The organism is Micromonospora pisi (assembly GCF_003633685.1).
Taxonomy (GTDB): domain Bacteria; phylum Actinomycetota; class Actinomycetes; order Mycobacteriales; family Micromonosporaceae; genus Micromonospora_G; species Micromonospora_G pisi.
The window spans coordinates 4,584,869-4,610,383 of sequence record NZ_RBKT01000001.1; the positions used below are offsets into that span (position 1 = coordinate 4,584,869).

Here is a 25,515-nt window from a genome sequence, read left to right on the forward strand (position 1 = left end):
CAACCTGGGAGTGCAGTAGTGGAACGAGGGGGTGGCGGGGTGGCGGTAGCGGCACAGGCGCGGGTCATCGAGCGGGCACCAGTCCCGACCCGGCCCGGATCCACCGCCACCCTGCCGGGGCTCGCCGTCGCCGCAGCCGTCGCGCTGATCGGGTACGGCGTCAACCAACTCGCCAGCCCGGTCAGTCCGATGATCGTGGCGATCCTGCTCGGCGTCGGCGTACGCAGCCTCGGTGGCTACCGGGAGTGGATGCGCCCCGGACTGACCTTCGCCGCCAAGGGACTGCTCCGGGCCGGCATCGTGCTGCTCGGCCTGCAACTCGTCGCCGCCGACATCCTCGACCTCGGCATCGGTCCGATCGCGGTGGTCGTGGTCAGCGTGGCGGCGGCGTGGCTGGTCACCCGCTGGGTCGGACGGCGACTCGGCCTGCGCCCGGCGACCGCACTGCTGGTCGCGACCGGTGTCTCCATCTGTGGTGCCTCCGCCGTCATCGGCATGAACGAGGTCGCCGACGGTGAGGAGGAGGACGTGGTCACCGCGATCGGCGTGGTCACCGTCCTCGGCACCCTCTGCATGCTGCTCATTCCCGGCCTGGGCCTGCTCTTCGGCCTCGACCACACCCTGATCGGCCTCTGGGCCGGGGCGAGCATCCACGAGGTCGGTCAGGTCGTCGCGGTCGGCGGTGCGATCGGAGCGGCGGCGTTGGCCACCGCAGTCGTGGTGAAGCTCTGCCGGGTGGCCCTGCTCGCCCCGCTGGTCGCCCTCGTCGCGGCCGGCCGCCGTCGCGCCTCGGACCCGGCGGCTGACGGGCACCGCTCCCGTCCGCCGGTGCTGCCCTGGTTCGTCGTCGGATTCCTGGCCGCGATGGCGTTGCGCTCCACCGGGGTCATGCCGCACGGGCTGGTCACCACGGTCTCGACGATCGCCGGACTGCTGCTCGCCGCGGCGATGTTCGCTGTCGGCACCTCGGTCGATCTCCGTACGGTGACCCGGAGCAGTGGTCGCGCGCTCGCCACCGGCGCCGCCGGCACCCTGGTCCTGGCCACCGCGTCGCTCGGCGGACTGCTGCTGGTCGGGGCCGGTTCCTAACCGGTGGGATGCGCTCCTGACGGTGCGTAGGCGTTGTGGCTGGCCCGCCCAGTTTGTCCGGCGATTCAGCTCACACTTCCCCGCCGGGCCTACCCATAACAAGGAACAACAGGTTCTATTGCGGCGCACCAGTCTGTTCCGTGCAATTTAGCTAATATTTATAGGGATGCCCCGTGTCGCCAAGTGACCTCACCCGGCTCGCCGAACTCACCGAAGCCGAAGTCAACCGCCAGTACGCGACGATGGCTTCCGAGCGCGGCAAGGTGGCCCTCGGCATCAGCACCGCCGACATCGGCGGCGGCTTCTCGCTGGTGATGCGGAACGACCCGACCGGCGGTGGCTGGAACAAGACGCTGGGTATCGGCTTCGCCGAACCGGTGACGAAGAAGCTGATCGGCGAGGTTCTCGACTTCCACCGGGAGCACGGCAGTCCGTCGGCCCAGCTCCAGATCGCACCGGAACTCCTTCCCCCGGACTGGGACGACATCCGCGACGCGTACGGGCTCACGCCGGGCGGCCACATGATGAAATTCGCCTGCGCGGTCGAGGACTTCAAGCCGAGTACGACCGACCTACGGGTCGGCCTGGTCGAACCGCAGGACATCGACAAGTGGGCGACCCTGCTCAGCGTCATCTTCGGCATGCCTGAACACTTCGACTCGATGGTCTCGGGCTCCGCCCGCCGGTCCGACTTCCGCCCTTTCGCCGCCTGGGACGGGGACGAGATGGTCGCCGGAGGCAGCCTCTTCATCCACGGCGAGGTCGCGTCGCTCAACACCGGCGCCACGAAGGAAAGTCACCGCAACCGTGGGATCCAGTCGGCGATTCTCACGGCCCGAGCGCAGGCCGCCGCCGAAGCCGGCTGCCGCTGGCTGGTCACCGAGACCGGCAAGCCCGGGGAGGGCGAGTCGAACCCGTCGTACAACAACATGCTCCGCTCCGGATTCACCCTGCTGTACCCGCGGCAGAGCTGGATCTGGAAGCCGAAAGGCACCGTCGCCGCCTGAGTCGGCCGGCCGGTGATCGCATCAGTCGCATCTACGGGGTGTTCCATGTCAGCAGAGAAGATCACGACAGCACTCGCCGAGTTTGTCGAGCTGGAGGCGAACGCGGCGATCGTCGCGTTGCTGCCCGCGACCGACCGGGAGAGGTACGGCTTCGCCGTGCGTCGCGTCGGCGGGGGCGCGTCCCTCGCCTATCGGGACGGCAACCTGCACAAGACGCTCGGGCTCGGTCTCACCGAGCCGGTCACCGGGCAGCTGATCGGCGAGGTCATCGACTGGCACCGCGAGTACGGCAGCACCGCGCTCCGGATCCAGATCGCCCCGGAGGCCCTGCCGTCGAACTGGGACGAGATCTGCGCCGTACACGGGCTCACCGCCGGTCGCTCGACCGTGAAGCTCGCCGGTGAGGTCGACGCCATCCAGCCGGGTACGACGGATCTGCGGGTCGCGCCGATCACGCCGGCGCAGGCCGGGCAGTGGGCGTCGCTGACCAGCGACGTGTTCGGAATGCCGGAGCCCTTTGCCAAGGCGGCCACCGCCTCGGCGGGACAGCCTGACTTCCACCCGTACGCCGCCTGGGACGGCGACGAGATGGTGGCGGGCGCGAACCTCTTTGTCCACGGCGAGGCCGCCTCACTGAACTCCGACGCCACCCTGGAAAGTCACCGTGGGCGGGGCGCGCATTCGGCCCTGATCACGGTGCGGGCACAGGCCGCCGCGGCGGCCGGATGCCGCTGGCTGGTAGCCGAAACCAGTCGGCCCGCGCCGGGTGACTCGAACCCGTCCCTGAACAACATGATCCGCCTGGGGCTCACCCCGTTGTACGACCGCCAGGACTGGATCTGGCAGGCGTAGACCGTGGGGGCCGCACCCTTGCTCGGCGTCTGACTCTCAGGTGTGGACGTGGCAGCCGGTGGGGGTGAGGATCGCGGTCACCGGTTGCCCCGGGTGGCGGCGGCCGAGTTGGCGGATCATCCCTTCTGGATCGTCGGGTGCGATGCTCGTGGCGCTGGACTGTGGCACCGGGATCGGTTGGCGTGGGTCGGTGGGGACGGTCGAGGCGATAGCCAGTTCGAGGTACGCGTAACAGGCGGCGACCGCCGAGGCCAGGCTCGGGTGGTACGGGCGCTGTGGTGCGAAACGGTCGGCCTGGTCGACCCGGAGCACGTCGACCTGCCACCCTTCGCCACGAGTGCGAAGTGAGAAGCCGTCACGCCGCTGGTCGACTTCGACGGTGACCGCCAGGGCGAGACCCAACCCGTGGACCAGCCGGATCAGCTCGGCGAGCGTCGGTGCGTCGGGAAGGGGGCTGCGTACGAGCAGCCGGGCGGCGGGACGGCCGGCGCTGAGCCGGGACAGGTGCAGGGTGAGCGGGTCGTCGGTGGCGTCGGCGAGCGGGATGAGCCCGTCGCGGCTGCCCGGGTCGACGGGAGCGCTGGTGCCGAGTTCGGTCAGGTGCTCGGGGCGTACGCCGAGAATGTGCGCCCAGTGCGCGAGCCGGTAGTGACTGGGAAGGGCGACCACCGGTGTGCCGTCGGGTTGCAGGGCGACCGGCGACAGGCGCAACGGCCGGTCGGGGTCGGCGAGCCAGTTGAGGTGCATGACCTGACCGTCGAGATCGGTGATGGTGACGACGGTGCCGAGGTACGACCGTCGAGCGCCCCGGCAGGTGCGGCAGCGCGGTGGGAGCCCGTTGCTGCTGGTGGTGGCGCAGTCGGGGCAGTCGACGTACGGAATGCTCGGCCCCTGCCAGCTCGGCTCCGGCGGCTCCCGGTCCCGCACGCACCTGCCAGCGTCTGACCCCGACGGGCCGGACAGGCGCAGTTTGGTGTGCCACCAGCGACCGTCCCGCCAGATCGCCTGCGCGCCGCGGACCGCCGGCTCATCGTAGGTGCGGATGCGTTTTTCGAGCCGCTGCACGTCCAGGTCGTCGGTGGTGGGTGGGCTCGGTGGGCCGTCCGGGATGACGAGGTACGCGGGCGCGCGCAGGGCCCGCTGGTGCAGCCCGTGCAGGGCGCCGGCGACGGTCACCGCGTCGAGGGCGGTGCCGAGGCTGTCGAACCGGCCGCGTTGCTCGGCGGGTGGAGGGGCGCCGGGGGCGTCGTAGCGGATCGCCCAGGTCAACGCGGCGCCCGGCTGGCGACGGACCTCGATCACCAGGTCCAGGCAGAGCTGCCCGGCGAGGGTGACCAACGTGGCGAGCCGTTCCGGGAGGGTGGGCGGCGCGGGGGGGCGGGGTGCAACGACCAAGATGGACGAGCCACGGGTCCCAGGAGCGGCGGGCCAGGGCGGTGGCTTCGAGGGCGCGTCGTTGCGCCAGCGGCAGTTCGGGGCGCCAGTGACCGGGGAGCAGGACCGTCAGCTCCTCGAACGGCCGGTCGGGGCTGACGATGTCGTGCACGGAGGCGGCGCTGACCTCGGCGGCGAGAGCGTGGACGAGCGGGGTGAGGTCGAGGGCGGGGTGGCCGTCCGGGTCGTAGCCCGGTTCGACGCTGCCGGGGACCACACTGGCGGAGGCGACGGCCCCGGTGTCGACGTTGGCGACGGTGAGCACGAGCTGCGCGCGGCGTACCCCGAGCTGGTGGCAGTCGTGGCAGGGCTGGGCGACCGTACCGATGCCCGTGCAGAGCGGGCAGGGCGGGTCTTCGGCGGTGGCGTCGTTACCGGGTCGGGTGCAGCGGCAGGCGACCAGGAGGAACGTGGTGCCGGCGCAGTCCGGGCACTCGATTAGGTTCTGCCCGTTCATCGGGCGGTCCGGTGGTTGCACTCGCCGGTGTGTTCGGTCCGCAGCACGCAACGCCGCCCGCTGGTCAGCCTCCGACCGCAGAACACCCGGTGTACGACCTCCGGTTCGTCCTGCGCGCTGAGCGTGATGTCGCGGGTGTCGAGCGCGCGGAACGCCGCCGCGAGCGAGTGCCCGATCGTACGGGCGATCACGGCTGCCGTCTGCGGGTTCGGTGCCTGGATCGGCAGGTGGATGGTGAACCGTTGACGGTTGCTGGTCACCGCTGCCTCGCCAGGTCCCGGGGGTGCGGGGCCTGCTGCGACTGCCACTGCCGCAGGGCGTTCTTGATGCGTACGTTCTCGTCCCGGCTCGCTGCCAGCTCCGCGTAGACCCGGTGCAGGTCGTCGGCGACCCGGTCCAGGAACACCTGCACCTCGTCCGGGTCGACCCCGCGCTGCCCGAGGCGGTTGGGGTGGAAGCGCTGGTTGCGTACGTGCCACGGGCGCAGGGGAAGCTGGGCGCTGCTGCGGTAGGTGGCGGGGCGGGAGTTCCCGCTGAACGGTGCTGTGGCCGTTGCCGCTGCCGGTTGGGGGTCGCGGGCCGGGGGTGCGGTGGAGCGGGACGGGGTCGGTGGTGCGGGGAGCGGGACGCGAAGAGGCGACGGAGGAACGTACGCACGGGCAGACCTGCCTTTCGGGTACGAGGGGACCGGGGACGGCCTGCCCGCGTACTGAGCACGGACAGGCGCGTCCCCCCGCCTCTGTCGCCGTACGCCCCTCGGGCCGCCGTACGCCGACAAAGTCACTGGTAGAGGGCCGGGACGGGCAGCCAAAGCGGGCAGACCGGCCGTCCCGACCGTGCGAGGTGACCAAAGGTTGGAGACCGGGGAGACCTTGCATCAGGGAAGCTAAGCGAACTAGTTCGCTTAAGTCAAGGGAACTAGTTCGCTGTACCTGGAACTTGCTGCCTCAACTCCCTCGTGATCTCATGTTTGGTGGAGACCGAGGAGTGCCCGTGCCTGCAACGAAGTGGGAAAAGCTCGCTGATCACATCCGCGAACAGATCCGGACCGGAGTCCTGAAGCCTGGCGATCAACTGCCGTCGACCGCACAGCTCAAGGCCGAGCACAACGTCGGGGACGGCGTGGTCCGGTACGCCATGCACGCGCTGCGTACCGAGGGCCTGGTAGAGAGCACCCACGGCGTCGGAGTCTTCGTTGCCGAGAAGAAATAGCGGCTCTGCTGGCCCGTAGCAGTCGATGGTGGACTGACGTCCGGCTCTGAGACTGGGGCCGGTGGGTTCAGGTATCTCTACCCGGGGAGCGTTGTATGCCCAGGCAGCAGTACCAGGTGGTCGCCGACGAGCTGCGAGCGAAGATCGAGTCAGGTGAGTGGTCGGCCGGGACGAAGTTGCCCAGCCGGTCTCAGCTCTGCAAGCAGTACGGCGTCTCTGACACCGTCGTCGGCAAGGCGATGATGCTCCTGCGCGCCACTGGCCTCATCGAGACGCTCGAAGGCGTCGGGGTGTACGCCGCGCAGCGCAAGTAGACGCGTCCAAAGAGGCAACGAGATCGCCACCTCCGCCCCGGAGACTGTCGGAGGTTGTCCTTAAGGTGAGCCTTCCTCCTGCACAGTGTGGACGCTGTCGATCGAGGGAGCGAGGTATGCCCGCGTCCCTGTACCAACAGATCTCCAATGACATCGCCAATCAGATCAACAGCGGCGCGTTCAAGCCCGGTGACCGGATACCGAGCACGCGGCAGCTTGAGGGACACCGGGGTAAGGGTATCTGTGTCGCATGCAGCCTTTAAAATTGAGCGGGAGCCAACGCGCTGCGAAGCGATTTCGCCTCGAACTTCGACTAACGGCCCGTCCTGCGTCTGGCACTGGCAATTGGCGTGTCGTTGCGAGGTTGGTCACGGGGGGCGGGTAGAGCCATGCCGCGCGGAACTGGAATTACGCCGACTTCGTCCTTGCGCCAGCCGTCAATGGCGTAGGAATAGTCAACGTTTTCTCTGTATACGATCACGCCCTGTGGCTGGACTGTCGCTTGCCAGCCTAACGGAAGTCGATCGATGATCTGGCGTAGATGCGACATCAACGACACATCGCCAGGCTCAAGGGTTACCTCGCGGCCTTCGTAGTCCACCAGGCTTGCCTTATCTTTGAGATCCTTGCTCAGGTTCGACGCATAGCGGAACAAGTCGAACGGTACGGCTTCCTTCAGGTGATCTAATGCCTGTTTCACGGGCATAGGAGCCCCAGCTCCTGAGATCCGAAGCGGTACGGTGTGATCGACAGGACGATCGATGAGCCAACTCCCGGGCGCACCCGAACCCCGGCCGCGTCCGGGGTCGTTCGATGCAAACCCTTCAACAAAGTTCCAGGGGGCCCGCCCGGACGCTCGATACTGTGCAATTAGTACTGACTCCGGTGATGTCGCGTCCACAAACTTATCAACGTAGAGGCATCGGAAGGACATGTCTGCTACATCGATGCCAACCCGTCCGCGGCAGCGTCGCCGATGTGAATCTAGTCGGGCGGCTAGCGTCTTTTGAGATTTACCAATGTAGACCGGCTGCCCTGCGTGGAAAAGCTGGTAAACCCCATGCTCGGTTCCCAGGTCGCCGATATTCTCTTCCGTGAGAGGGACTGGGGCGAGGGAGTCCAGTGCTTGAGGGAGCTGTTCCAATAATGCCTTGTGTAGGTCGAGCGCAAAGGTGTCAGCGTAGGATGTGATACGTCCTCGCTCTTGCGCTGGGGAGCCTACGGGTTTTTGAGGCCTTGCGGCATCGAATGACGTCATCTCGGCTCCTCGCCACACATTTTCTGTCCCGGGCCGCCTGACGGCCACAGTTTTCAGCTGTAAGGGTGCGCCAGCCTGACCTGGTAGCCGCCTCAGTGACATCTAGATGGCCGTGCACATCTTGAAGGCGCGGTAGATTCTCGGAACTGTTTCTAGTTCGGGTGCGCCTATGCCCGCGACAGCATATGCCATTGAGTCAAGCGTCGTAACCCTCAAGGAGACGAGGTGATTGTCAGCCACGACGGCTATCGCTGGCGCGATCGTATGACCTCCGCAACTGCCTGAGCGGCGTCATCAGGAGCGACGTGCTCCCAGATCCTGATGACGCGCCACCCAGACTCAGCGAGGAGCCGATCTGTCTCGGCGTCACGTTGTTTGTTCCGATCGATCTTGGTGCGCCAGAAGTCGCTGTTCGTTCGGGCTGGCCTGTGGTGCTCGGGGCATCCGTGCCAATAGCAGCCATCGACGAAGACGGCAACACGGGCGGTGCTGAAGACGAGATCAGCCGTACGGCGGAGCCCCGACATAGGGCGATAATTCACCCGATACCTGAGCCCCATTGCATGGAGTCGTGACCGCAAGAGAAGCTCCGGCTTCGTGTCCCGGCTTCGGTTCGAACGCATAACTGCCCGCGTCGCCAGAGACGAGGCCCAAGACTCCCGGGTCGGGTCGGCTGTCGGCTTGTTAGCCCTCATCGGTGGACTTAGCATGCCCGTGGCGTGGGCCTTACGCCATGCTTCCTGTAGGTTCTCAGCTCTTGTGGCCTGCGTGACCTCGCCCACGTATCGTTCCTGCGTAACGCCCTGATCAGACCAGCGCAGATACGCCCGGATGCGTCGGGTGCGTCTGTAGAGTCGCAGTGACATCGAGGCGCGTGCTGTCCTGCCGTCGGCAAGCGGCAGCCTGCGCCACTCGCGCCCGCCTGCGGCCTTATCCTGCTCGGCAGTACGCGTGGCGGGTTTCGTACCGCTGCGCGGGCGCCAAGCTCCGTTAGGCGGCGTTGCCTCGTTCCAGGTGGCGGACACGTTCGTCCCTATCTGCTTGAGTGGCAGTGGTCGAGGGTGTGGCCCAGGCGAGCGCCTTCGCGACGGCTTCGGCGACGACCTTGCCTAGCGCTACTGGCACCGCGTTCCCCAACTGTCGCATTTGCTCCCCTCGTGGCCCATGGAGCCGCCACTGATCAGGGAAGGTCATCACCCGCGCGGTTTCCCGGACGGTCATGTAGCGATGGTCGCCGCTGTCCAACATGATTACGGACTCCCCGCCCGGGACACCATGGACGCCAGCCTTCACTGTTTTCGCGGGGCGGTCCAACAGGTTAGGTGTGTGTCCGGTGTAGATTCGGGCGCCAGGCCACCCGACGTGGTGGAGCCACTTGCCGCTTGGGTGCTCCTCACCGTTAAAGACGTCCTTGGGGAGCGGCCGCTCATGTGGTCGATCGGGGTTGTCGTAAAGCGCGTCTCGAAGCGTCCGCCATGGCCGGAGTCCGTCATCCAGGGGCATCGCAGTTGGCATGGACTCCATGAACGACTTCCTAGTGGAGGCCTTGACCTGGTGGCGCTCCCAGTAGGTGCCGCTCCACTGGTCGCGAATGAGGGCGACCTGGGAGTGGGACGGCCGGGGCATGAACCTCTGTCGCCAGATTTCCTCAGTTATTCCTAGGTCCGCGCGAAAGGCGACGATGATGACGCGGTTGCGGACCTGTGGGACCCCGAAGTCGGCGGCGTTGACCGGCATGGGAACAACCACATACCGCTGGTCGGAGTCGGCCGCCACCTCTCGATCGCGGACCTGTAGGCGCGCGTCGTGTTCCTCCCACGTCGTACCGTCAACCCGTTCCTCGAACGGGAGGGCGAGCTCACGCAGGATGTAGGTGAAGTACGGCATGAAGGACGGTCGCAGCAGGCCGCGAACATTCTCGCAGATGACAGCCTTTGGCCGGGTCTCCCGGACTACACGGAAGAGCTCCGGGAACATGTTCCGTGAGTCTTCGGTGCCCTTGTGTGCGCCGCCGAGGCTGAAGGGCTGGCAGGGCGGGCCGCCGGCGACGGCGTCGACATGCCCGAGATAGGTGAAGTCCACAGCCCTGACGTCCCCCTCGACGAGGGGCCAGGCGTCGCCGATCTCCTCGGGAAGGTGATCCTCACCCTTGCGTACAACCGCACGATTCCCGAGCAATGTCTCACAGGCCCGCTTGGCGAACTCGTTCACGAGTAGGTGACGAAAGCCCGCCTCGTGCATCGCTAGCGCGAGTCCACCGCCCCCCGAAAACAGCTCGACGCTCGTCCCCACCTCGACGGGAAGTTCCTCCTGGTCGACCATCGGTAAACCATACCGCGGAGTTTGCGATCATGGAAGTCCTGACTCGCGTTGACACAGTGATGCCGACATCCCTTGACCTGCGCGGTCCGAGATCCAGGCAGTCAGTGAGGCGAAAGACCCAAAGTGGGTCGGGCGGCGCGAGCGGCAGGCCTAGACCGGCGCCGAGGGGATGCCGCCTGGGGCAGAGTGAAGTGTGGTTAGCCAGCGTGCGGTAACGGTGAGTACCTCGTCCTCGTGTGGCCTCGACTCGAAACCATGGTCTGAGCCGTGGACCGAGTGGAACTCGCAGGCTGGTCGCGAAGCCGCGATGGACCTAACGGCATCGTGGGCGACCCAGGCGTCCCGCTCGCTCTGCACGACGAGGCTAGGCACGGAACTCTGCACGAACCAACGGGTTGGTTCATGCACGCTCATCTCCTCGAAGAGCGCCCGGCCAAACTCAAACTCGCCATCGACCAGTATGAAGTCATCACGCTCAAGCCGCCGCAGGGCTTCTGGGCCGAAGTTATTGAGGCCCCACGCCTGCCGGGGCTCAACGAAGGTGTGTAGCAGGTCGAGCATGGGGTTCCACAGCACTAGGCCATGTAACCGTGGGTCGAGCTGCGGTAGTAATACTCCGACGGGAGCCGCTCCAAAACCGGCTGCCACGATCGATATGGGCCCGGAGTAGTGGGCCATGGCGGCCTCGATAGCGGCCTGTAGGTCAAGGCTCGTACCCTCAAGCGTGACGTCACGCTCCGCGCCCTCACTGCCACCGTGCCCGCGGAACGAGAAGCGGACCACGTCGAACCCGACGTCCGTCAACCGTTCGGCGAGGCGCATGAACATGCCCCCCTGATCCATGTCAAGGCCGATGTCATGCGCGACAACGACCGCCCCAAGTCGGGCTGGTCCCACTGCGGGATGGACCGCCGCCTCTAGCCTGAGGCCGTCCTCGGACTCCAGGTCCAACGTGTTCACGGCCCGACCTCTCTGGAGCAACCGCCGGTGGTGAGCCGAACGACGGCCGGCCAGTACCCTAGCCGACCGGGTTACGGGGGGCCGGGATTGAGTCACCGTCATGTTGGTCAAGAGCGAGACTTCTGCCACACTGCAGCTCACGTGAGGTTGGTTGCTCGGAGGGTAGCGACAGTGGCGAACCGGTGGACGGCGGAGTTCAGGCTCAGTATCACCCGAGCGTTGGCGGATCAGTTGGCCACGACGCTGGCCCCATTGGAGGCGGCGCCACTCACTCCCGAGCACATCAGCACAGTTATGCCACGACCAGGTGTGTACGTGCTCTTCCTTGACGGGGAACGTGTGTACGTGGGTAAAGCGGCTAGGTCTCTGCAGGATCGGCTGAGTCAGCATTACCAGAAGATTTCTGGCCGTAGTGGTATCGATCTGAATGACGTACGGTTCGTGTGCGTCTATGTCGATGAGGATCTGGACGCGGCTGCACCGGAAAAGCTATTGATCAAGAAATACCGGGCGCACGACAGTATCCCATGGAACACCAACGGGTTCGGGAACAAGGACCCGGGGCGGAACCGGGACACGAGCCTGGTCAAGAAGGTGCACTTCGACGCCACCTACCCCATTGACCTTGGGTATCGGTTGTCCTTGGAGCCTGGGTCACAACCAGTGGCGGCGGCTCTGGAAGTCGCCAAGCGTGAGCTCCCCTATCTGTTGCGTTTCGACAATGGCGTAGCCGCCAAGAAAATCTACCGCGACACAACTGTTTCGATTCCTGATGAACCCATGGTCGCAACGGATCTGATAGAGCATCTAATCCGAGCCCTGCCTCATGGATGGCAGCTGACCGCCTTGCCTGGCTATTTGATCATGTACGCGGAAGATCGAGAGTATGCGAGCGCGTTAGCGTGGTGGAAGAGGAATTCGACTGGGGTGACGCGGACGGAGGGCCCAGGTCACTTCGCGGCTGGGCGGGTCGAGCCCGAGGATTCTGGCTCGGAATCGGGCGAGCCCGCCTAAATGGGGTGTGGGTGGATACGACTTCCTGAGCGGTCTACCGACCCGCAACCGCATGGCTTCAGGTGACAACCTCAGACGATGGGGTTCCCGTCTTCCAGGTACAGGGTTGTTCCCTGTGTAACGGCGAGCAGGGCGGCGGCGGCTCGGCGGGCGAGCAGGGGGGAGAGGCGGCGCTCGGCTTCGTCCGGTGTCGACCAGGCCCAACTGCGGAGTTCGTCGGCAGGCAGCGTGATCTGTGACGTACGGGCCGGGTCGAGTTGGCCGCCGTCGTAGACGAACATGACCCCGTCGGTGCGCCCTGGCTTTGGCGGGACCCAGTCGACCACCAGCAGCCGGCCGGGCGTCACCGACAGGCCCAACTCCTCGGTCAGCTCCCGGATTGCGGCCTGGTACGGCGACTCGTCAGCCTCGATCGCGCCCCCAGGCAGTTCCCAGTCGTCCTTGTACACCGGCTCCACCAGCAGAATCCGATCACCATCCGGATCACGGAACAGCACGGCTGAGCTCATCCGCTTGCGCGGCAACGAGGCAATGTAGTCGTCCGCGGGTGTCGTCACCAGTGGACGCTAACCCGACGGACGCGTCCTGCGGCGCATACGCGGTCGCTGATCTTGCCACTCGCCGTACCGCCTGACGTAACGCGGGCTTCAGGCACTGGGCAGGCGGGGTGACCAGTGTGGGTCGGCACAACCCCCGTGCCTAGCGAAGCAGGTGTGTCAGTGTCGGACGCTTTTTCGATCAGCCGTCGACATTTCCTAACCCTGGCTGGAGGGACCGCGGGCGCGGTCGCCGTGAGCCAACTGATCGCGCAACTTCCTCCGGCGTACGCGGACGAACTTGACCCGGCGCCGTTCACCCTCGGGGTGGCCTCGGGTGAGCCCGACCACCAGAGCGTGGTGATCTGGACCCGGCTGGTGGCGGACCCGCTCAACACCACCGATGGTGGCATGCCGGCGGAGCCGGTCAAGGTGAGCTACGAGATCGCCACCGACCCGGAGTTCCGGCGCATCGTGCAGGTCGGCAAGCGGACCACCGACCCGGCGTCGGCGCACTCCGTACACATCCTGGTCAACGATCTCGCGCCGGACCGCTGGTACTGGTACCGCTTCGAGGCCAACGGCGTCTACAGCCGCGTCGGGCGCACCCGGACGTTCCCGGCGCCAGGGGCGGACGTCACGCACATGCGGTTCGCCTTCGCGTCCTGCCAGTCGTGGGTCGGCGGCCCCTACCCGGCCTACCGGGACATGGCCACCCAGGAACTCGACTTTGTCGTGCACCTCGGCGACTACATCTACGAGACCACCAACGGCAGTTTGACCGAGTTCCGTCGGCTGCACGCCCTCTACAAGACCTCGCCCGACCTGCGGGCCGCGCACGCCCGGTTCCCGTTCATCATGACCTGGGACGACCACGAGGTGCAGAACAACTACGCCGGTGACGTCGCCGGGGGCGCCGGTGACGGGCGGCCGTTCCTGGAGCGTCGGGCCAACGGCTACCAGGCGTACTACGAGCACCTGCCGCTGCGCCCCATGCACCGGCCGGACGGCGCCGACATGCTGATGTACCGCCGCTTCGACTTCGGCAAGCTGGCCCAGTTCAGCGTGCTCGACACCCGGCAGTACCGCACCGACCAGGCGCTCGGTGACGGGCGCAAGGAACCGACCGGTGAGGTCTTCGACCCGGAGCGGACGATGACCGGCCCCAAGCAGGAGCAGTGGCTGCTCCGTGGGCTGCGCGAGTCCGAGGCGCAGTGGAACGTCATCGCCCAGCAGACGATCATGGCCCAGTTCGACTACGACCTCGGCCCGACGAAGATCGTCAACCTGGACCAGTGGGACGGTTACCCGCTGGCCCGCAACCGCATCCTCAACCACATCGTGAAGCACCAGATCGGCAACCCGATCGTGCTCGGTGGTGACTGGCACACCCACTGGGTCAACGACCTGAAAACCGACTTTGACGACCCGCGCGCCATGGTCGTCGCCAGCGAGTTCGTCGGCACGTCGATCTCGTCGGGTGCGAGCTGGGACCCGGACGTACGGGCCGGCCTCGCCGCGAACCCGCACGTCAAGTTCTACAACGGCAGCTACCGGGGCTACGTGATCTGCGACGTCAACGAGAAGCGTTGGCGGGCCGACCTGCGCATCGTGCTCGACGCGCGTGACGCCGCCTCACCCGCGTACACGATCGCGGCCTTCGCGGTCCGCGACGGCAAGCCCGGCGCGCATCGGATCGACGACGGCGACGGCATCGTCGGCCGGGTCACCGACGCGGTGACCGGTGTGGCCCTGCCGAACGTCGAGGTGACGGTGACCCGGGAGGACGGCAGCCGCCTGGTGTCGAGCACCACCGACCCGTCCGGCGAGGTCCTCGCGTTCGCGCCGCCCGGCAACTACACCGTCGCGGTCAACGGGGTCGGCTACGAGCCGGTGACCCGTACGGTGACGGTTGTCGACGGTACGCAGACCAAGCTTGACCTGCGGCTGGACCGCGCGGCGACCCGGGCCGGCACCGGGCGCACCGTGCCCGGTCCGCAGGCGTCTGCGGCGACCTCCGACATCGTGCTCAGCAACGAGCTGGTGGCGCTCGCCGTCTCCGCCGGTACGGACGACTCGCAACTGACCCCGGTCGCCCTCGGCAAGCCGCTCGACATGGCTGCCGTCGGCCGCCTCGACCAGCTCGACTGGATCAACCTGCCGTACGCCTCCCTGACCCAGCCGCGCGGCGCGAACGCGTGGCAGCAGCGGACCGTACGCTCCACCGCGATCGAGGTGCTCTCCGCGAGTGGCCCGGTCGCGACGGTACGGGCGACCGGCGCCAGCACCACGGTTGCCGACCTTGAGGTGATCACGACGTACATGATTAGGCCGAACGAGCCGTGGGTGATGGCCGAGAGTGCCTTCACCAACCGTGGCGCGGCGCCGTGCACCTTCTGGGCCGGTGACGCGATGGACTACGACGGTGCCGGCCAGCGCAGTGGTGTCGCGGGGCACGGGACGATCGAGGCCACCGACCCTGCTGACTATCCGCCGACCGCGCCGTGGATCGGCATGACCGGCACCGACCGGCAGACCTACGGCCTGCTCTACTCCGAGGGCGACTTCATCGCCTACGCCGCCTACAACTGGGTGATGAGCCAGCGCAAGGTGACCCTCGCCCCGGGCGAGACGTTCACCCTGCGTCGGCGGATCGCCGCCGTCGACAGCGGCACCGGCGCCGACCCGTTCGCGGTGCTCGGCACCCTCTGAGGCTTGGTGGGTCAGTCGCGCGGGCGGTCGGTTGAACCGGCCGCCCGCGCGGCCTTCGGCGTAGGGGTCAGAGGGTCAGGACGCCGCCCTCGATGAACAGTTCCTGGGCGTTGACACCGGTGTTGCGCAGCAGGAAGTCGGTCGCGTCGACGACCTCGGCCATCGTCACCAGCCGACCGATCGGGGTCCGGGCGCGGTGCGGGTGGTCGGCCAGGTCGCGCCACTTCGGGCTGTCGCCGACGATGCCCGGGTGCACGACGTTGACCCGGTACGGGGCGATCTCGACCGCCAGCGACTTCACCAGGCCGGTGAGGCCCGCGTTGTGGGTGGTGACCATCGTGGACCCCGGGTACGGGCGTTCCTTCGCCAAGCCGCCGAAGAACACCACTGACGCTCCGGGGCGGAAACGGTCACGCAGGACCCGTACCGTCTCGGCGTAGCCGACCAGCTTGATGGTCAACGACGTGACCGCCGCGTCCAGGTCGAAATTCTCGAGCGTGTTGGTGGCCTGGTTCGTCGAGGTGAGGACGAGGTGGTCGACCTCCGTGATCTCACCGAGCGCGGCGGCGATGGTGGCCGGCTCGGCCAGGTCGACGGCCAGCCCTCGGGTGTTACCGCCGATCTCGGCGGCCACAGCCTCGGCCCGCGCCTTGTCCCGGCTCGTGATGACGACCGCGTCCCCAGGGGCCGCGAAATGCTCGGCGATCGCCCGCCCCAGCCCGTTGCTTCCACCGACGACGACAGATGTCTTCATCTGACCTGCTCCCTCTGCCTGAACCTGCGAAATACCTGTGGAGTACGAACGTGGCAACCGATCCATGGTCGGTGCTAGTCCCGTTCCCCCGCCGGTACGGCATGGTCCTCGTCACGTCGGCAAGCCATCGTCGTCGCGCCGCAACCTTCTGTCAGTACGACTTCTCCTGCCCCAGCACGTGCTGCGCCACGAAGTTGAGGATCATCTCCCGGCTGACCGGGGCGATCCGGGTCGCGCGTACGGTGCCGAGCAGGGTCGCCACCCCGTACTCGGTGGTCATGCCGTTGCCGCCGTGGACCTGGATGGCGGTGTCGACGGCGAGTGCGGCGGCGTCGGCCGCTGAGTACTTCGCCATGTTCGCGGCGGTGCCGGCCTCCAGATCGCGGCCGGCGTCGTAGAGAGCCGCCGCCTTCGCGATCATCAGCCGGGCCAGTTCGACCTGTACGGCCGCATGCGCGAGCGGGTGCGAGATGCCCTGGTGGGAGCCGATGGTCCGGCCTCCCCAGACCTTCCGGGTGGCGGCGTACGACGAGGCGCGCTCGATGGCGTAGCGGCCGGAGCCGGCGGCGAGCGCGGCGACCAGGATCCGTTCCGGGTTCAGCCCGGCGAAGAGCGCCTGGAGTCCGACGTCGGCGCCACCGCCGACCAGCGCGTCGGCGGGGAGCCGCACGTCGTCGAGGTAGAGCATCCACTGGCTCTCCGGTGACAGGATCTCCATGTCGAGCTTCGACTTCGTCAGACCCGGGGCGTCGGTCGGCACCAGGAACAGCGCCGGCTTGAGCCTGCCGGTGGCGGCATCCTCGGTACGCCCGACAACCAGGACGTACGCCGAGTCGTCGACCCCGGAGATGAAGCACTTCCGCCCGGAGAGCAGCCAGTCGTCGCCGTCCCGGCGGGCGATCGTGCCGAGCTTGTGCGAGTTGGAGCCGGCCTCGGGTTCGGTGATCGCGAAGGCGATCTTCAGGGTGCCGTCGGCCATCGGTGGCAGGAAGCGTTTGCGCTGCTCTTCGGTGCCGTGCTTGCTGATGATGGTGGCGACGATCGCGGGCGACACGACGATCATCAGCAGTGGGGAGCCGGTCGCGGCCAGTTCCTCGCAGACGATGGCGAGGTCGGTGATGCCGCCGCCACCGCCGCCGTACTCCTCGGGGATGTTGACGCCGAGGTAGCCGAGCCGGCCGGCTTCCTGCCACAGCTCGGTGGTGTGCTCACCGGCCTTCGCCTTGCTGACGTAGTACTCGTGCCCGTACCGGTTACCGAGCGCGCGTACGGCGTCGCGCAACTGTTCCTGTTCCGGGGTGAGGTCGAAGTCCATGAGGGGCCTCCGGAGGTGCGCTGGGGGTGGACGGGGCGTTAGGAAGGGGCCCTTCCTATACAAAAAGCGATAACAAGGGGCCCTTCCTTACACCACGACGGCGAGGACGGTGCCGGCTTCGACCTGGGCGCCGGGGGGCACCGGGAGTTCGGTGACGGTGCCGGCGGTGGGGGCGTGGACCGGGTGTTCGAGTTTCATCGCTTCGAGGGTGAGCAGGAGGTCCCCGGCGGCCACGTGTTGACCGGTGACGACGAGGATGCGGCTGACGGCGCCGGGAAGCGGGGCGACCAGGGAACCTTCGGCCAGCTCCGGGGTGGGTTCGGGGAAACGGGGGAGTTCGGTCAGGGTCACCGAACCGTCCGGGCCGTCCACATAGGAGACGGAGTCGACCCGGTGTACGGCGAACGCGACGCGTACCCCGGCGACGTCGAGCACCACCCGATCCGGTTCGGCGGTCAGGATCGTCACCGCCGGTGAGTCGTCGGGCAGCGGGGCGACGGTGGGGTGCAGGCCGGCGAGGTCGAGTTCGTCCGGGTCGACGGGGCGTACCCACCAGGTGGCGAGGGCGCCGGTCCGGTCCAGCCGGTAGCCGACCTCGACCGGGCCGGACGGGCCGTCGAAGACGCTGGTCTGCGCGCCGGCAGGGACGTTGCGCCAACCGGACGGCAGGCTCGTCAGCACCGGGGCGGACCGGCGGCGGGCGGCTGCACCGGCGAGCGCGGCGGCGAGGCAGGAGACGCGTACCGCCTCGACCGAGGAGAGCAGTGGGGCGAAGAGTTCCGGGTGCCGGTCGAGGAAGCCGGTGTCGATCGCCCCGGCCCGGAACTCCGGGTGCCGGAGTACGCGTACCAGCAGGTCACGGTTGGTGCGTACGCCGTGCAGCTCGGCCCGGCTCAGCGCGTTGGCGAGCAGCCGGGTCGCCTCGCCCCGGGTCGGTGCCCAGGCGACGAGTTTCGCCAGCATCGAGTCGTAGTGCACCCCGACGGTCGAGCCGTCGCGTACGCCGGAGTCGAGCCGCAGCGCGGCCCGGCCGGCGGCGGTCGGCACCGGTTCGAACTCGGTGACCACGCCGGGGACGGCGAAGCGGTGCAGGGTGCCGGTCGCCGGCATCCACACGTTCGCCGGGTCCTCGGCGCAGAGCCGCACCTCGATCGCGTGCCCGGTGGTGAGGATCAGCGAGGAGGAGTAGGCGCCGGAGCCGGTCGCGCTGGGCAGCAGGCCGCCCTCGGCGACGACGAGCTGCCAGCGGACCAGGTCGAAACCGGTGACCGCCTCGGTGACCGGGTGTTCGACCTGGAGTCGGGTGTTCATCTCCAGGAAGAAGAACTCACCGGTCGGGGCGAGCAGGAACTCGACCGTGCCGGCGCCGAGGTAGCCGACCGCGCGGGCCGCCGCCGTCGCCGCTTCGAACAGCCTCGGCCGAAGCTGGTCGCTGACCGCCGTCGACGGCGTCTCCTCGATGATCTTCTGGTGGCGGCGCTGGATCGAGCATTCCCGTTCGCCGAGCGGCACGATGTGGCCGTGCGAGTCGGCGAAGATCTGCACCTCGATGTGGCGGGCCTGCTCCACGTACCGCTCGATGAAGACGGTGCCGTCGCCGAACGCGTTGGCCGCCTCCCGCCGGGCCGAGGCGACCGCCTCGGTCAGCGTGGCCGCGTCCCGGACCACCCGCATGCCGCGCCCGCCGCCACCGGCCGACGCCTTGACCAGCACCGGGAACTCGGTGACCCGGTCTGGGTCGGTTTCGGTCGGCAGCATCGGCACTCCGGCGTCGGCGAGCAGCGCTTTCGCCTCGATCTTCGAACCCATCACCGCGATCGCCTTGGCCGGTGGGCCGACCCAGGTCAGCCCGGCGTCGGTGACGGCGGTGGCGAAGTTGGCGTTCTCGGCGAGGAAGCCGTACCCGGGGTGGATCGCGTCCGCGCCGGACCGTCCGGCCGCCGCGACGAGCAGGTCCGCGCGGAGGTACGTCTCCGCCGGGGTCTGGCCGGGCAGCCGTACGGCGAAGTCCGCCTCGGCCACGTACGGCGCGTCGGCGTCCGCGTCGGAGTAGACCGCGACCGTCTCGACGCCGACCGACCGGCAGGTGGCGAAGATCCGTCGGGCGATCTCGCCCCGGTTCGCCACCAGCAGCCTGCGAATCATGAGGAGTCCCCCAGCCTGCGAATCATGACGAGTCCCCTCACATCCGGAAGACGCCGAAGCCGGCGCTTCGGGCTCCACCGTGGAGCGGTGCACCGACCGGGCCGACCGGGCCGACCGGGCCGCTGTGGATCGCGGAAAGGCAGAGCCCGAGCACGGTACGGGTGTCCCGGGGGTCGATCACCCCGTCGTCGAGCAGCCGACCGGAGAGAAAGAGCGCCGCCGACTGCGACTCGACCTGCGACTCGACCATGGTGCGCATCGCCTGGTCACGTGCCTCGTCGTACGGCTGGCCCTTCGCCTCCGCCGCCTGCCTCGCCACGATCGACAGCACCCCGGCGAGCTGGGTCGGCCCCATCACCGCAGATTTCGCGTTCGGCCAGGTGAAGAGGAACCTCGGGTCGTACGCCCGACCGCACATGCCGTAGTTGCCCGCCCCGTACGACGCGCCGAGGTTCACCGTCAGGTGCGGCACGGACGAGTTCGACACCGCGTTGATCATCAGTGCGCCGTGTTTGATGATGCCGCGCTGCTCGTACTCGGTGCCGACCATGTAACCGGTGGTGTTCTGGAGGAAGACCAGGGGAGTGCCGGCGGTGTTGGCGAGCTGGATGAACTGCGTCGCCTTCTGCGCCTCCTCGGAGAAGAGCACCCCGCGCGCGTTGGCCAGCACCCCGACCGGATAGCCGTGCAGCTCACCCCAGCCGGTCACCAGGGCGGTGCCGTACCCGGGTTTGAACTCGTCGAACTCGGAACCGTCCAGGATCCGGGCCAGCACCTCATGTGGGTCGAACGGCACGCGCGGGTCGGCACTCGGGATGGCGAGCAGCTCCTCCGGGTCGTACTTCGGCTCGGCCGGCATGGTCGACCGGGGCGCCGGGCCGTGCTTGCGCCAGTTGAGCCGGCGTACGCACTGCCGGGCCAGGCGGATCCCGTCCCGCTCGTCCTCGGCGACAAAGTCGGCAAGTCCGGAGGTGGTGGCGTGCATCCCCGCCCCGCCCAACGACTCGTCGTCGGTCACCTCGCCGGTCGCCATCCTGACCAGCGGCGGTCCGGCGAGGAAGACCTTCGCCCGGCCCCGGACCATGATCGTGAAGTCGGACATGCCCGGCACGTACGCGCCACCAGCGGTCGCGTTGCCGAAGACGACGGCTACGGTCGGAATGCCGGCTGCGGAGAGCCGGGTCAGATCGCGGAACACCTGCCCGCCGGGGATGAAGATCTCCGCCTGGCTCGGCAGGTCCGCTCCGCCCGACTCCACCAGATTGATCATCGGGAGCCGGTTCGCGAGCGCGATCTCACCCGCCCGTACGGTCTTGCGCAACGTGTACGGGTTCACCGCGCCACCGCGTACGGTCGGGTCGTTGGCGACGATCACACACTCGACACCCTCGACCACCCCGATCGCGGTCACCACGCTCGCCCCGACCGGATAGTCGGTCCCCCACGCCGCCACCGGCGACAACTCCAGCACCGGCGAGTCCCGGTCGACCAGCAGTTCGATCCGCTCCCGGGGCAGCAGTTTGCCCCGGGCGTGGTGGCGGGTCACGTACTTCTCGCCGCCGCCGGCACGGGCGGTCGCCACCGCGGCGTCGAGTTCGGCGAGACGCTCCAGCATCGCCGCCCGGTTCTCCTGGTACGCCGACTGTCGCGGCTGCACCGCGCTCTCCAGAACGGCCACGTCAGTTTCCCATGCCCTTCGCGATGATCCTGTTCATGATCTCCGTGGTGCCACCGTTGCCGCTCATGGTGCGGGCGTCGCTCGTCGTCTGAGCGTCGCTCGTGGTGCGGGCGTCGCTTGTGGTGCGGGCGTCGCGGGAGAGCCGCTCGACCTCTGCGTCGGGCGGGCCCGCCATGACGAAGGCGATGGTCTGAGCCATCGCCAACTCCGTAACGAACGGCTCACCGATCTCGATACGGACCCCGTGCGGCCGAACATCGCCGCCCGTCGTATCGACCGCCCGGCTCATCGTCGACCCGCCGACGACACGCCGGAGGAGACCGTCGCGGGCGTCGGCGCGGCCACCAGCGCAGCCGGTACGTCGACCACCCGGGCCCGTAGCAGCTCACCCAGCGCCTTCGCCTGCGGGTCGAACCGGGTCGACCCGGCCACCCCCTCGCCGAGCAGTCCCCGGATCACGAAGTTCACCGCCCGCAGGTTCGGCAGCTCGTACCGCTCGATGGTCAGGTCCGCCGTTTCCGGCAGCAGCTCCCGCAGCCGCTCGACGGTCAGCCACCCGCGCAGCCAGGCGTACCCGTCGGCGGTGCGCCCCCACACCCCGAGGTTCGCGTCCCCGCCCTTGTCCCCCGACCGCGCCCCCAGCACCCTCCCCAACGGCACGGGTGAGGAAGGGCCCCCTGTTATCGGATTCCGCATAGGAAGGGGCCCTTCCAAATGCTTCTGCGGGGGTGTGGTGACAGTGGGGGCGGGGATGGTCAGGTGTTCGCCGGAAGGGAGGACCGCGATCTGGGTGACCTCGGACTGCGGCAGCTCGCTCGCGGTGAAGACGCCGTACGGGCTGGCGTCACCGGGGACGCCGGTGAGCGTGCAACCGGGGTAGGAGGCGAGCGCCAGCTCCACCGCCGCCGCCGAGAAAACCCGTCCGGCCCGCTTCGGGTCGGCGTCGCGCAGGTGTACGCGCAGCAGCGCGCTCGCCGCCTCCGTCTCCGCCGCGTCCGGGTGGTCGGTACGGGCGAGTGTGAACTCCAACCCGGTCGCGCCGATCGCGTCGACCAGTTGGGCTCGTACGAGCTCGGCCTTCGCCTCGATGTCAAGTCCACAGAGGACGAAGGTGGCGCTGTTGCGGTGACCGCCGAGCGAGTTCGCGCCCACCTTGAGGGTCGGCGGCGGCGGCAGACCCCGCACGCCGGTGACGCGTACCCGGTCGGGGCCGTCGTCGGAGAGGGAGACCGTGTCGAGCCGGGTCACCACGTCCGGGCCGAGGTAGTCCGGGGCGCCGATCTCGTAGACCAGTTGCGCGGTGACGGTTTCCGGGGTGACCGCACCGCCCGTACCGGGATGTTTCGTGATGACCGACGAGCCGTCCTCGTACAGTTCGGCGATCGGGAATCCGGGCCGACGTCCCCCGTCCGGCAACTCGGTGAAGAAGCTGAAGTTGCCGCCGGTCACCTGCGTTCCACATTCGAGCAGGTGCCCGGCGACGGTCGCCCCGGCGAGCCGGTCCAGGTCGCCCCGGGACCAGCCGAACCGGGCGATCGCCGGGCCGACGACCAGGGACGCGTCGGTGACCCGCCCGGTCACCACGACGTTCGCGCCCCCGGCCAGGCAACGTGCGATGCCGAACGCCCCCAGGTACGCGTTCGCGGTCAACGCGCCCGGTCGATCCACGGCGTCACCGGTGACGTAGCCGATCCGGGCCGGCACGCCCAGCCGCTCGGCGAGCGTACGCAACGCCTCGGCCAGCCCGGCCGGGTTCAGCCCACCGGCGTTCGTCACGATGGTCACCCCGCGTTCGACCGCGAGGCCCAGGCACGATTCCATCTGGCGCAGGAACGTCCGGGCGTAGCCGAGACCCGGGTCCCGCAGCCGGTCCCGGCCCAGGATCAGCATGGTCAGCTCGGCCAGGTAGTCGCCGGTCAGCACATCGAGGTGCCCGCCGTCGAGCATTTCCCGCCAGGCGCTGAACCGGTCACCGTAGAAACCGGAGGCGTTGCCGACCCGGAGCACTTCCGGCGCGGTGGGCCTACTCATGGTTGGACCCCGGCCCGTCGCGACCTGGCGGCGTCCCGGCCGCTGCCCGGCTCCCGGCCCGGGCCCGGCGGGCCGGCGAACGCCTGGGCCACGTCCAGCCACTCGTCGGCGACCTGCCCGGTCGCCACCAGGGCCAGGTCGGTCCGGTGCCGCCGCTGGGTGACCAGCAGGCAGAAGTCGAGTGCCGGCCCGGCGACCCGGTTGGCGGCGTCGGCCGGTCCGAAGACCCACTCGTCGCCGTCGGGCGCGCGGAGTTCGACCCGGACCGGCACGTTGGGCGTGGCGCGGCCGTGGGCCGCGAAGCTGTGCCCGAGGGTACGGACGCCGAGGTATGCCACGTGCCGCAGCCGCCGGCTCGGGGTACGGCTGAGTCCGAGCGTGTCCGCGATGTCCTGGCCGTGCGCCCAGGTTTCCATGATCCGGGCGGTCGCCATCGAGGCGGGCGACATCTGGGTGCCGTACCAGGGCAGTCTGTTTCCGGCCGGCACGGCGGCGAGTGCGGTGGCCAGCGCAGCCCGTCCGGATCGCCACCGTCGCAGCAACGCGGCCGGAGCACCGGCCCGGTCCAACGCGCCACCGGGTGCGGCGGTCGCCATCACCTCGTCGAGCAGTTCGTTCGCGCCCCGGTCGACGAACCCACCCGGGTCGGTGGCCGCGTGCTGGAGCGAGGCGTAGAACGCCGGTACGTCCGTCGCCGCCATCAGCGCCACCTGGTCGGTCCAGGCCAGGTGGGCGATCTGGTGGGCGATGCTCCAGCCCGGAGCCGGGGTCGGCTCCGCCCAGTCGACCGCCGGCCGGTCGGCGACCAGGGCGTCGACCTCGGCCGACTCCTCGTCCAGGTCGGTCAGGAGCTGACTCAGGTCGACCACTACGCCTCCACTGTGGTGTTCGGGGTGTCCGACCCGTCCAGCATCGTCGCGAGCTGGCGTTTCCAGATACCGAGCAGGGCCGTACGCCGGGCCGAGTCGTCCGAGAGCAGGTTCGCCACCCCGAGCCCGCGCAGCAGGTCGAGGGTGGCCTGCACCGACTCCCGTACGCCCGGTTTCCGCTCGTCGGCATCGAGCAGTTCGACGGTGAGCCGGTGCATCTCCCGCCCCACCCGGGCCTCCAGCGGCACCAGCGCGTCCCGCAGTTCCGCGTCCGTACGCGCGGCGAGCCAGAGTTCGAGCGCGGCGACGAAGAGCGGGCCGGTGAACGCGGAGGCGAGCATGTCGATCACCCGGTCGAGTCGGCCGGGGCCGGCGGGGAGCAGGGCCGCCTCGGCCCGGATCTCCGCTGCCCGCCGCTCGGTGAGGTGGACGACCGCGGCCGTCACCAGCGCCGCCCTGGTCGGGTAGTGGTGCAGTTGGGCGCCTCGGGAGACACCGGCGCGGGTGGCGACGACCGTGCTGGTGGTGCCGGACCAGCCGAACTCGACCAGGCACTCGACGGTCGCCTCCAGCAACCGGGCCTGGGTCGCGCGGCTGCGCTCCTGTTGTGGCACACGTGTGGGGGCGGACACAGCGACAGCGTGCCGCCCACAAAACAAACAGTCAAGACTGACTTTTTCTGTCTCCCGCCCCGCCCCGGGCGGGCGGGGTGGAGCACCTACCGGCCGTCCCGGGGACCGAAGACCGTCAACGCCCGCACGTCATCGGCCCGCGAGTGCAGGTAGTAGTCGGCCCAGGTGGCCGCCTCGGGATAACCCGACTCCGCCGCCACCCGCGCGCACGCCGCCTCGATGTCGTACGCCGTCCGCCGTAGCTGCACCCCCGGGCCGAGCAGCGCCCAGTGTGCGCCCGAGCGCCCGTACGGCATGCCGACGCTGCCCGGGTTCACCACCAGTCGCCGGTGCGCGAGCCGCACGTACGGCATGTGGGTGTGCCCGCAGACGATCGTGTCGACCTCGTCCGGCAGCCCGGTGAAGACCTCGGCCCACCGGTTCAGCCGCGAGTCGACCAGCACGACCTCCTCGTCATCGCGGGGAGTCGCGTGGCAGAAGATCACCGTGCCGAGTCCGGCCACCGGCATGGTCACCGTCGCCGGGAGGCCGGCGAGCAGTTCGAGCTGGTTGTCGCGGAGCTGCGCGGCCGCCCACGGGGCGATCGGGTCGGGGATGACAGGTTCCTTGCCGGCCCGCAGCTCGACCATCTCCCGGTCGGCGTTGCCGCGCACCCAGACCACCCGGTCACCGAGGCCGGTCAACCGGTCCAGCACCTCGACCGGTTGCGGGCCGGCGACGATGTCACCGGTGAGCACGATCCGCTCGGCGGCGCGGACGTCCGGTTCGGCCAGCACCGCGTCGAGGGCGGGCAGGACGCCGTGGATGTCGGAGAGGACGGCAACGGTCTGCGGCATCTCCCCACGGTCGGGCCCCACCACCGCCCGCGTCGAGACGTTTTAGCAGAGAGCAGAAAGCCGGACTCGGAGCCGTCGCGGTCGGTTC

At 68.7% G+C, this 25,515-nt stretch carries 24 protein-coding genes and 2 pseudogenes; 8 read left to right on the forward strand and 18 right to left on the reverse strand.

Annotated elements, in window-relative coordinates:
- The first annotated feature begins 18 nt into the window (after positions 1-18).
- From BDK92_RS19425 to BDK92_RS19435, 3 genes are all read left to right on the forward strand, one after another.
- Positions 19-1,089 (forward strand): YeiH family protein, encoded by a 1,071-nt coding sequence (locus BDK92_RS19425; protein WP_121157980.1) that lies wholly within the window; start codon positions 19-21, stop codon positions 1,087-1,089.
- 173 nt (positions 1,090-1,262) lie between these two features.
- A complete protein-coding gene (locus BDK92_RS19430) occupies positions 1,263-2,096 on the forward strand; it encodes a GNAT family N-acetyltransferase (protein ID WP_121157981.1) in 834 nt (277 codons plus the stop codon).
- Between the two features lie 45 nt (positions 2,097-2,141).
- Complete coding sequence (locus BDK92_RS19435) at positions 2,142-2,948, forward strand: GNAT family N-acetyltransferase (RefSeq protein WP_121157982.1); 807 nt, start codon at positions 2,142-2,144, stop codon at positions 2,946-2,948.
- A gap of 36 nt (positions 2,949-2,984) precedes the next feature.
- On the opposite strand, the gene BDK92_RS19440 is transcribed toward BDK92_RS19435, so the two are convergent.
- A complete protein-coding gene (locus BDK92_RS19440; RefSeq protein ID WP_147457054.1) occupies positions 2,985-4,343 on the reverse strand; it encodes a hypothetical protein in 1,359 nt (452 codons plus the stop codon).
- 1 nt (position 4,344) lies between these two features.
- On the opposite strand from BDK92_RS19440, the gene BDK92_RS19445 reads away from it, so the two are divergent.
- Positions 4,345-4,824: a hypothetical protein gene (locus BDK92_RS19445; RefSeq protein ID WP_147457055.1), complete on the forward strand. Its 480-nt coding sequence runs from the start codon at positions 4,345-4,347 to the stop codon at positions 4,822-4,824.
- 11 nt (positions 4,825-4,835) lie between these two features.
- Here BDK92_RS19445 and BDK92_RS19450 read toward each other — a convergent pair whose 3' ends face one another.
- A complete protein-coding gene (locus BDK92_RS19450; protein WP_121157985.1) occupies positions 4,836-5,099 on the reverse strand; it encodes a hypothetical protein in 264 nt (87 codons plus the stop codon).
- Positions 5,096-5,359 (reverse strand): annotated as a pseudogene (locus BDK92_RS19455) (DivIVA domain-containing protein); the annotation flags it as partial. The gene BDK92_RS19450 and the pseudogene BDK92_RS19455, both read right to left, overlap by 4 nt.
- A gap of 446 nt (positions 5,360-5,805) precedes the next feature.
- On the opposite strand from BDK92_RS19455, the gene BDK92_RS19460 reads away from it, so the two are divergent.
- Both BDK92_RS19460 and BDK92_RS19465 read left to right on the forward strand, forming a co-directional pair.
- Positions 5,806-6,051: a winged helix-turn-helix domain-containing protein gene (locus BDK92_RS19460; protein ID WP_121157986.1), complete on the forward strand. Its 246-nt coding sequence runs from the start codon at positions 5,806-5,808 to the stop codon at positions 6,049-6,051.
- Between the two features lie 95 nt (positions 6,052-6,146).
- Positions 6,147-6,365 carry a winged helix-turn-helix domain-containing protein gene (locus BDK92_RS19465; RefSeq protein ID WP_121157987.1) on the forward strand — a complete coding sequence of 73 codons (219 nt, stop codon included), beginning with the start codon at positions 6,147-6,149 and terminating at the stop codon, positions 6,363-6,365.
- A 313-nt stretch (positions 6,366-6,678) separates the two neighbouring features.
- Here BDK92_RS19465 and BDK92_RS40395 read toward each other — a convergent pair whose 3' ends face one another.
- The 5 genes and pseudogenes from BDK92_RS40395 to BDK92_RS19490 all read right to left on the reverse strand — a co-directional run bounded on the left by BDK92_RS40395 (position 6,679) and on the right by BDK92_RS19490 (position 10,905).
- On the reverse strand, positions 6,679-7,071 hold the full coding sequence (locus BDK92_RS40395; protein WP_246017133.1) for a hypothetical protein: 393 nt from the start codon (positions 7,069-7,071) through the stop codon (positions 6,679-6,681).
- Between the two features lie 72 nt (positions 7,072-7,143).
- A pseudogene (locus tag BDK92_RS41205) lies at positions 7,144-7,725 on the reverse strand (Eco29kI family restriction endonuclease); the annotation flags it as partial.
- Positions 7,726-7,868: 143 nt separating this feature from the next.
- Entirely contained in the window at positions 7,869-8,489 is a 621-nt protein-coding gene (locus BDK92_RS41015; RefSeq protein WP_342775831.1) for a very short patch repair endonuclease, read from the reverse strand.
- A 124-nt stretch (positions 8,490-8,613) separates the two neighbouring features.
- The gene (locus BDK92_RS19485; RefSeq protein ID WP_121157990.1) at positions 8,614-9,945 is read right to left on the reverse strand and encodes a DNA cytosine methyltransferase; all 1,332 of its coding nucleotides are present in this window, start codon (positions 9,943-9,945) and stop codon (positions 8,614-8,616) included.
- Positions 9,946-10,095: 150 nt separating this feature from the next.
- Entirely contained in the window at positions 10,096-10,905 is an 810-nt protein-coding gene (locus BDK92_RS19490; protein WP_121157991.1) for an alpha/beta hydrolase, read from the reverse strand.
- 315 nt (positions 10,906-11,220) lie between these two features.
- Between BDK92_RS19490 and BDK92_RS19495 the strand changes: the two genes are divergently transcribed.
- Positions 11,221-11,919 (forward strand): Eco29kI family restriction endonuclease, encoded by a 699-nt coding sequence (locus BDK92_RS19495; protein ID WP_170208621.1) that lies wholly within the window; start codon positions 11,221-11,223, stop codon positions 11,917-11,919.
- Positions 11,920-11,990: 71 nt separating this feature from the next.
- Here BDK92_RS19495 and BDK92_RS19500 read toward each other — a convergent pair whose 3' ends face one another.
- Positions 11,991-12,476 carry an NUDIX domain-containing protein gene (locus tag BDK92_RS19500; protein WP_342775832.1) on the reverse strand — a complete coding sequence of 162 codons (486 nt, stop codon included), beginning with the start codon at positions 12,474-12,476 and terminating at the stop codon, positions 11,991-11,993.
- A gap of 234 nt (positions 12,477-12,710) precedes the next feature.
- Between BDK92_RS19500 and BDK92_RS19505 the strand changes: the two genes are divergently transcribed.
- Positions 12,711-15,167, forward strand: a complete 2,457-nt coding sequence (locus BDK92_RS19505; protein ID WP_121157994.1) for an alkaline phosphatase D family protein — start codon at positions 12,711-12,713, stop codon at positions 15,165-15,167.
- Positions 15,168-15,234: 67 nt separating this feature from the next.
- Here BDK92_RS19505 and BDK92_RS19510 read toward each other — a convergent pair whose 3' ends face one another.
- The 9 genes from BDK92_RS19510 to BDK92_RS19550 form a co-directional block, all read right to left on the reverse strand.
- Complete coding sequence (locus BDK92_RS19510) at positions 15,235-15,921, reverse strand: SDR family NAD(P)-dependent oxidoreductase (RefSeq protein WP_121157995.1); 687 nt, start codon at positions 15,919-15,921, stop codon at positions 15,235-15,237.
- Between the two features lie 151 nt (positions 15,922-16,072).
- Complete coding sequence (locus BDK92_RS19515) at positions 16,073-17,236, reverse strand: acyl-CoA dehydrogenase family protein (protein ID WP_121157996.1); 1,164 nt, start codon at positions 17,234-17,236, stop codon at positions 16,073-16,075.
- 87 nt (positions 17,237-17,323) lie between these two features.
- Positions 17,324-19,381: an ATP-binding protein gene (locus tag BDK92_RS19520; RefSeq protein ID WP_121157997.1), complete on the reverse strand. Its 2,058-nt coding sequence runs from the start codon at positions 19,379-19,381 to the stop codon at positions 17,324-17,326.
- 37 nt (positions 19,382-19,418) lie between these two features.
- Positions 19,419-20,996: an acyl-CoA carboxylase subunit beta gene (locus BDK92_RS19525; RefSeq protein WP_425462312.1), complete on the reverse strand. Its 1,578-nt coding sequence runs from the start codon at positions 20,994-20,996 to the stop codon at positions 19,419-19,421.
- 64 nt (positions 20,997-21,060) lie between these two features.
- A complete protein-coding gene (locus BDK92_RS19530) occupies positions 21,061-21,348 on the reverse strand; it encodes a hypothetical protein (RefSeq protein ID WP_121157999.1) in 288 nt (95 codons plus the stop codon).
- A complete protein-coding gene (locus BDK92_RS19535; protein WP_121158000.1) occupies positions 21,345-23,090 on the reverse strand; it encodes an acyclic terpene utilization AtuA family protein in 1,746 nt (581 codons plus the stop codon). The genes BDK92_RS19530 and BDK92_RS19535 overlap by 4 nt, the downstream gene beginning before the upstream one ends.
- A complete protein-coding gene (locus BDK92_RS19540; protein WP_121158001.1) occupies positions 23,087-23,959 on the reverse strand; it encodes a TIGR03084 family metal-binding protein in 873 nt (290 codons plus the stop codon). The genes BDK92_RS19535 and BDK92_RS19540 overlap by 4 nt, the downstream gene beginning before the upstream one ends.
- Positions 23,959-24,591 (reverse strand): TetR/AcrR family transcriptional regulator, encoded by a 633-nt coding sequence (locus tag BDK92_RS19545; protein WP_121158002.1) that lies wholly within the window; start codon positions 24,589-24,591, stop codon positions 23,959-23,961. The genes BDK92_RS19540 and BDK92_RS19545 overlap by 1 nt, the downstream gene beginning before the upstream one ends.
- Positions 24,592-24,677: 86 nt before the next feature.
- On the reverse strand, positions 24,678-25,427 hold the full coding sequence (locus BDK92_RS19550; RefSeq protein WP_121158003.1) for a metallophosphoesterase family protein: 750 nt from the start codon (positions 25,425-25,427) through the stop codon (positions 24,678-24,680).
- Between the last annotated feature and the right edge of the window lie 88 nt (positions 25,428-25,515).